Source organism: Neobacillus drentensis NBRC 102427 (assembly GCF_001591445.1).
In the GTDB taxonomy this organism is placed as follows: Bacteria; Bacillota; Bacilli; order Bacillales; family Cytobacillaceae; genus Neobacillus; species Neobacillus drentensis.
Genome location: NZ_BCUX01000099.1, coordinates 1 through 6,709, shown reverse-complemented (window position 1 = coordinate 6,709; position 6,709 = coordinate 1). Strand labels below are relative to the sequence as shown.

The 6,709-nt window shown below is 38.5% G+C and carries 7 protein-coding genes and 1 pseudogene; 6 read left to right on the top strand and 2 right to left on the bottom strand.

The window, feature by feature from the left end; genetic code table 11:
• The first annotated feature begins 149 nt into the window (after nt 1-149).
• Nucleotides 150-470, top strand: coding sequence for a hypothetical protein (locus tag BDR01S_RS23955; RefSeq protein ID WP_066250869.1), 321 nt, complete (start codon nt 150-152; stop codon nt 468-470).
• Between the two features lie 58 nt (nt 471-528).
• On the opposite strand, the gene BDR01S_RS23950 is transcribed toward BDR01S_RS23955, so the two are convergent.
• A complete protein-coding gene (locus tag BDR01S_RS23950) occupies nt 529-1,089 on the bottom strand; it encodes a GNAT family N-acetyltransferase (RefSeq protein WP_066250863.1) in 561 nt (186 codons plus the stop codon).
• 103 nt (nt 1,090-1,192) lie between these two features.
• Between BDR01S_RS23950 and BDR01S_RS23945 the strand changes: the two genes are divergently transcribed.
• Nucleotides 1,193-1,534 carry a DUF3889 domain-containing protein gene (locus BDR01S_RS23945; protein WP_066250861.1) on the top strand — a complete coding sequence of 114 codons (342 nt, stop codon included), beginning with the start codon at nt 1,193-1,195 and terminating at the stop codon, nt 1,532-1,534.
• Between the two features lie 99 nt (nt 1,535-1,633).
• Here BDR01S_RS23945 and BDR01S_RS23940 read toward each other — a convergent pair whose 3' ends face one another.
• Nucleotides 1,634-2,347 (bottom strand): MOSC domain-containing protein, encoded by a 714-nt coding sequence (locus tag BDR01S_RS23940; protein WP_066250859.1) that lies wholly within the window; start codon nt 2,345-2,347, stop codon nt 1,634-1,636.
• A 250-nt stretch (nt 2,348-2,597) separates the two neighbouring features.
• Between BDR01S_RS23940 and BDR01S_RS23935 the strand changes: the two genes are divergently transcribed.
• From BDR01S_RS23935 to gnd, 4 genes and pseudogenes are all read left to right on the top strand, one after another.
• Entirely contained in the window at nt 2,598-3,341 is a 744-nt protein-coding gene (locus tag BDR01S_RS23935; protein ID WP_066250856.1) for a GntR family transcriptional regulator, read from the top strand.
• Complete coding sequence (gntK, locus tag BDR01S_RS23930) at nt 3,334-4,878, top strand: gluconokinase (protein WP_066250853.1); 1,545 nt, start codon at nt 3,334-3,336, stop codon at nt 4,876-4,878. Before BDR01S_RS23935 ends, gntK begins: the two co-directional genes overlap by 8 nt.
• Nucleotides 4,879-4,892: 14 nt before the next feature.
• A pseudogene (locus BDR01S_RS25100) lies at nt 4,893-5,000 on the top strand (GntT/GntP/DsdX family permease); the annotation flags it as partial.
• 110 nt (nt 5,001-5,110) lie between these two features.
• Nucleotides 5,111-6,514, top strand: a complete 1,404-nt coding sequence (gene gnd, locus BDR01S_RS23925) for a decarboxylating NADP(+)-dependent phosphogluconate dehydrogenase (RefSeq protein WP_066250851.1) — start codon at nt 5,111-5,113, stop codon at nt 6,512-6,514.
• Nucleotides 6,515-6,709 lie beyond the last annotated feature (195 nt).

The following is a 6,709-nucleotide window of genomic DNA, read 5'->3' as shown; positions in this document are numbered from 1 at the left end:
AATTACGGTATTAGGCGGGCTCTTTGTTAGCAAAAATTAAATCATTGCATATCCTATAAAAGTTCTGAGAAACAAATTCTCCTTAAGTACCTTATAGGTCCTTTTTTACTGATTGAATGCAGATCAAAAAATAAGATGGTGAAGCCGGTATGAGAATATATTTATCCGAGAAACAAACCGCGGAAATAAAACGATTAGTTCAAAAAGAATTTATGATAAAAGGAATCGTACCAACAGATGACTATCTATTTATCCACTGTTTTTCCAAAATACAGAAAGAGACCATCTATTATCATCTGTTTAAAGAAAATGGTACATTGATAATCCGCTGCTATGCAAGAGTTTTTAACAACTTAGCTCTGTGCGCGATGATCAGAAGTACAGCAAAAAATGTATTAGAATATCTGGTAAACCAAACCGGATTACAAAACACAATCTATATTGAGAACGGTTTAGAATTTAAACTGTAAAAAGAAGGAACCTAAAGTTAAATATATATTAGGACAAATAAATTCTGATAGATTCGGATTAATGATCGCCAAGACCGATATTTTCACCTTTAAGGTTCCCATTTCCCTTACCTGTTCTCAAATGAAGAACCATATGTTCATCATGATAAGAAATACCATTCACTTTAAATGCATTTTCCTCAAACCCATACACTTTAAAACCTAATTTTCTATATAGCTTTTTCGCTTTCTCATTAGTTGCCATTACTGATAAATTAATTTTTTCAATCTCGTCAATCGTTTTAGCTTTATTAATCGCCTCCTCCATCAATGCTTTTCCTACACCCAGACTTTGTTTCTCAGGCGTGACATACATCGCAAAAATATTTGCCCGATGCCGTACTTTCTCGTCACTTTCTTGAAGAAGGGTGACAACTCCAATTAATTCCTCCTGATCAAATGCACCAAACGTAAAGTTTCCCTCTGTGGTAAAATTCCGAGCAACCTGTTCAATCGGATTTTCTCTTTTTATGGCATCCTGATAACTTGTTAAAAATGCCTCTGGATTCTGTTTAAGTGCTTCTAGTCTTAACTTCCAATAACGCTCTGCATCAGATGCATCTAGTAATTTAATTTCCATTATGATCCCCTCTCTTTAATGAATTTTGCGATTGATGAAAGATACCTACATAGATTATTGCTCGAAATGAAATGATAAAAGTAAAAACAAAGAGGGTAACTACGTGAAAAAGGTCATGATTGGTTTTTATATAGCCTTACTTTTTTTCTCGGTAAGCGTACATCCACTCACTTCTATTCATATAGCCAATGCACAACAAAAACCGATTCCCCCCTATGCTAAGTGGGGTACCTTAGCATTAAAGGAAACACACGAAAAATATCCGCATGCAAAAATAATTGATTATCTCCATATTGGAAGAACGAGTGGGCCCCAAACCTCTACCGAAAAGTTCAAGCTATGGTTAAAAGAAAACAATAAGGAATTCGGTGTTTTCATCAATATAGAATTTAACAAGGAGACGGAAAAGGTCGTTACGGTCACTTTTGAGGAGACATCAAGGTAATTCTTTTCCTCAGATCACATCCATGCATTTGGACTTTTTGGCATACTATCCATTCCAAGGAAAGAACAGTCTTTCTTTTTTCAGACTCGGTCGGTATCACTACTCCAATTCATTTGGTCCAAATACACGACTTCTGATATCTGGGGTTTCCTTCAGCTCTACCCTTTTTGCCAACGTCGCTCTCATGCCTGGTGCAAGGAATTCACATAGAGAAAGCTCGCGTATTTCTTCAAAGTCTTGTGGCTTAGCATGAATTACTTGATTGCACTTTTGGATTGTCCACTGAGGAGATGGTCGGTCCACCAATGTAAAGGTCTGTCCTTCCTCAACAAACCCCTCTTGTAACACTCGAAAGTACCAGCCGGTCCTGCCGGTGGTTTGTAATAAAAGTGCCAGGTTTTTTACTTTAAAACGGCGTGCCGGTTTCCAGCATGGCTGCCTTGGCTGCGAAACTTGGATGACCGCGCCGCCAATCTGGAAGGTGTCACCAATAGAAATCGTATCCTCAGTAATGGGTTCCATGACGAGATTTTCACCCATAGCGCCGGATGTGATTTCAGGAATCCCTAGTTCCTTTTGCCAGTAGGAATAATTTTCAAATCCGTAGGCAAAAACAGCTTTTTCCGGTCCGCCATGATGTTCCAAATCCCATTGCCCATCACCAGCTAATCCCGTTTTTCCCATCCAAACAGAACCTTGGACCGGCTCTTTAAAAATAGCACTTGTCCATTCTCGCCCCATCGGATTTGTTGCCCCTTTATTACCAACCGTTTTCGGCAAACCTATAAAAACTTGTTTTAGAAAAATACTCATCTTGATTTCCTCCTAAAAAAATCCCAATAATTTCATCATACGTTTTCATTCATGCATCAGCAATATTGACTCTTCTTCATAATACCTATATTTGATAGACCTTATTTCAGATTATTTTTATTAAATTCGTTAAGAATAATTAATACACCTTCCCGGTCTGATTTCGGATATTAAAATAGCGCTTGCATTTATTAAAAAATATCCTATAATACTTGTATACAAGTATACTTGATTAACAAGAGGTGAGCTTATGACCGATTCAAGGGAATTTTTATTTCCTGCAAAAATGCTTTCAAAGGCTGGAGCGGGTGAGCGTATTGCATGCGAACTTAGAATGCGGATTATTTCAGGTGTGATTGAAAGCGGTGCCGTCTTATCTGAAAATAAATTAGCTACCGATTTTGCTGTAAGCAGGTCGCCGATTCGTGAAGCTTTAAAAGTACTAGCCTCCGAAAAAATTATTCGATTAGAAAGAATGGGCGCAGTTGTCGTTGGTTTAGCAGAAAAAGAAATACAAGAGATATATGATGTTCGTCTGCTAATCGAAACGTTTGTGTTTGAACGCCTTGTAAGAATGGACACAGATCAACTCTCAAGAGAACTTAGTAAAATACTAGAGATGATGAAAATAGCGATAAAATATCGTGATGCTGACGAATTTGCCCTTCAGGACGTTTTATTCCATCAAACGATTATCGGTTCCATTAATCATTCCTACATCCTGATGATTTGGGATAATATAAAACCTGTTATGGAATGCTTAATTCTTCTTTCGATGCGTATGCGTATGCGTAAAGAAGAAGAGTATGAGGACTTTACAAGGATTATAAAAAATCATGAGATTTATATTGAAGCGATAGAATCAAAAGATAGAGCCCTCATGATTGAATCTCTACATTTAAACTTTGATGATGTTCAAGTTCAAGAAAAAGTAGAAGACCTTTGGAGGTCACAACAAATCTTATCTAAAGGAGCAGTGAAAAATAATGACTAGCTACATGTTAGGTATAGACATCGGTACGACTAGTACCAAAGCAGTATTATTTACTGAAAAAGGCGAAGTCATCCAAACCGAGAATATTGGTTACCCTCTTCACACACCGGACATTTCCACAGCGGAACAAAATCCAGAAGAGATTTTTCAAGCAGTACTGCTAACGATTACGAATATCACAAAACAACATTCTGATAAAAAACCAGCTTTTATTTCATTTAGCAGTGCTATGCATAGTGTCATTGCCATGGATGAAAATGACCAGCCGCTGACACCTTGTATCACCTGGGCAGATAATCGCAGTGAGGCATGGGCACATAAAATAAAAGATGAGCTGAATGGTCATGAAGTTTATAAACGAACAGGAACACCCATTCACCCCATGTCACCATTAAGCAAAATTACCTGGATTGTGAATGACCGTCCTGAAATCGCTGTCAAAGCGAAAAAATATATTGGAATCAAAGAATATATCTTTAAAAAATTCTTTGATCAATATGTTGTCGATCATTCCCTTGCTTCATGTATGGGTATGATGAATCTCAAAACACTAGATTGGGACGAGGAAGCATTAAAAATAGCTGGTGTAACACCTTCTCAATTATCTGATCTAGTACCAACCACGAAGATATTTAGCAACTGTAATCCAAATTTAGCCAAACAGATTGGGATCGATCCACAAACCCTATTTGTGATTGGAGCTAGTGATGGAGTCCTTTCTAATCTAGGTGTTAATGCAATTAGTAAAGGTGAGATCGCGGTCACGATTGGGACAAGCGGTGCAATTCGAACTATTATTGACAAACCGCAGACTGACGAAAAAGGAAGAATCTTTTGTTATGCCTTAACGGAGAAGCATTGGGTCATTGGCGGACCGGTCAACAATGGCGGAATGGTCCTTCGCTGGATTCGTGATGAACTTGCATCATCAGAAGTAGAAACAGCGAAAAGACTTGGCATTGATCCTTACGATGTATTAACCAAGATTGCTAAACGCGTGAGACCTGGTGCAGACGGATTGTTATTCCATCCATACCTCGCAGGTGAACGCGCGCCATTATGGAATCCGGATGTCCGTGGCTCATTCTTTGGTTTAACGATGTCACATAAGAAAGAACATATGATTCGAGCAGCCTTAGAAGGAGTTATTTACAATTTATACACCGTATTTTTAGCATTAACCGAATGCATGGATGGACCTGTGACCCGCATTCAAGCAACTGGAGGCTTCGCAAGATCAGATGTTTGGCGGCAAATGATGGCCGATATCTTCGCATCTGAAGTAGTTGTTCCTGAAAGCTACGAAAGTTCATGCCTAGGTGCTTGTATTTTAGGTCTCTATTCATTAGGAAAAATCGATTCTTTTGATATCGTTTCCGAAATGGTTGGCAGCACCTACAAACACACACCGAAAGAGGAAGCAACAAAAGAATACAGACAATTACTGCCGATATTTATTAACATATCAAGAGTATTAGAAGACGATTATTCAAGGATTGCCAATTATCAAAGAAGCCTAATAAATACAACAAGATAAACATTCGGGGGAAATTAGGTCAATTAGACGGGAATCTTGCCTTAGTCGTTCTTGCGACCGGAGCGGGTAGTTTAAATGCTTCCCACGTTAACGATGCAAGTTTCTGGATGTTTAAAGAGTATCGGCAGTTAGGTTAAGGCAGTATCCCCCTTCTTATTCTTAGCATCCACTAAGTATGAAAAGCGGTGGATTTACTGCCCTTTCATTTATTTTAAAGGGAGAAGAGAGTTAAATGGACAATACAATTGGAGTTATTGGTTTAGGTGTAATGGGCAGCAACATTGCCTTAAATATGGCAAACAAAGGCGAAAAGGTAGCTATCTATAATTACACGCGAGATTTAACAGATAAACTTTTACATAGAATTGAAAATCAATCGATTGACCCATATTATGAAGTTCAAAGTTTTGTTCAGTCCTTAGAAACCCCTAGAAAGATCTTCCTGATGGTGACAGCCGGCGCAGCGATTGATTCAGTGATTGGTTCATTAGTTCCCTTTCTTGAGCAAGGAGATATTATTATGGACGGTGGGAACTCCCATTACGAAGATACGGCCCGGCGATATGATGATTTGAAGTCTAAAGGAATTGATTATATAGGTATTGGTATTTCCGGTGGTGAAGTTGGCGCTTTAAATGGCCCTTCGATCATGCCGGGCGGAGATAGAGAAGCTTATGAAAAGGTAGCGCCGATTCTCACAAAAATAGCTGCCCAGGTGGACGGGACCCCTTGTTGTACATATATTGGTCCAAAAGGGGCAGGACATTTTGTGAAAATGGTCCATAACGGGATTGAGTATGCCGATATGCAATTAATTGCCGAAGCCTATACCTTTTTAAGGGAAAGGCTGCAGTTATCAGTTAGTGAAATTGCCGATATCTTTGAAACATGGAATCAGGGTGAGTTGAAAAGTTATTTAATTGAAATCACGGCAGATATTCTAAAGAAAAAAGATGAAAAGACAGGTTTGCCACTAATTGATGTAATCCTTGATAAAGCAGGGAATAAAGGGACAGGGAAATGGACAAGCATTCAAGCCATTGATAATGGTGTCCCTTTATCCATCATTACGGAATCCGTGTTCGCTCGTTATGAATCTTCTTTAAAAGAGGAACGTGTTCTTGCTGAAGAAATATTAGCAGGTCCAGTTGGTGATCAACAGGTTTTAGATAAGTATTTGTGGATAGAGTACATTAGACAAGCATTGTATATGGGCAAAGTTTGCGCCTACGCTCAAGGCTTTTCACAATATAAATCGACTTCAGACCTCTATGACTGGAACCTGCCTTTAGAGGAAATTGCACTTATATTCCGCGGTGGTTGCATCATTCGTGCTGAGTTTTTAAACGTAATAAGTGAAGCCTATCAAACACAAGCAAATCTGAAGAATTTATTAATCGCCCCATTTTTTGCTGAAAAAATTAAAGCCTATCAAATGGGACTGAGGAAAGTAATATGCGAGGGTATAAATTCCGGGATTGCATTTCCATGTTTAAGCACCTCTCTATCCTATTTCGACAGTTATCGGAAGGGTAATTCAAATGCCGGCCTTTTACAAGCACAACGTGATTATTTCGGTGCTCATACGTATGAACGCAACGATATGGAAGGCATCTTTCACACAGACTGGAACTGAAAATTAAGGTATCCATCTTCTATCTAAACCATTAACGTCCGATACTCGTGAAATGAGTATCGGACGTTAAATTTTAAAAATTTTCTTTTTTTCACTATAGCACCCGTAGATTGTACAATTTCATTTGACGCTAAAACGTGTTTGATAAATAAGCGGAGAAATTCCTCTTATTTACCAAATGGCACTGAAAATAGC

Bases quoted from the DNA above. Each gene is read 5' to 3' on its own strand.
- BDR01S_RS23955 (WP_066250869.1), top strand. From the start codon at position 150: ATGAGAATATATTTATCCGAGAAACAAACCGCGGAAATAAAACGATTA.
- BDR01S_RS23950 (WP_066250863.1), bottom strand. From the start codon at position 1,089: ATGGAAATTAAATTACTAGATGCATCTGATGCAGAGCGTTATTGGAAG.
- BDR01S_RS23935 (WP_066250856.1), top strand. From the start codon at position 2,598: ATGACCGATTCAAGGGAATTTTTATTTCCTGCAAAAATGCTTTCAAAG.
- gntK (WP_066250853.1), top strand. From the start codon at position 3,334: ATGACTAGCTACATGTTAGGTATAGACATCGGTACGACTAGTACCAAA.
- gnd (WP_066250851.1), top strand. From the start codon at position 5,111: ATGGACAATACAATTGGAGTTATTGGTTTAGGTGTAATGGGCAGCAAC.
- BDR01S_RS23940 (WP_066250859.1), bottom strand. From the start codon at position 2,347: ATGAGTATTTTTCTAAAACAAGTTTTTATAGGTTTGCCGAAAACGGTT.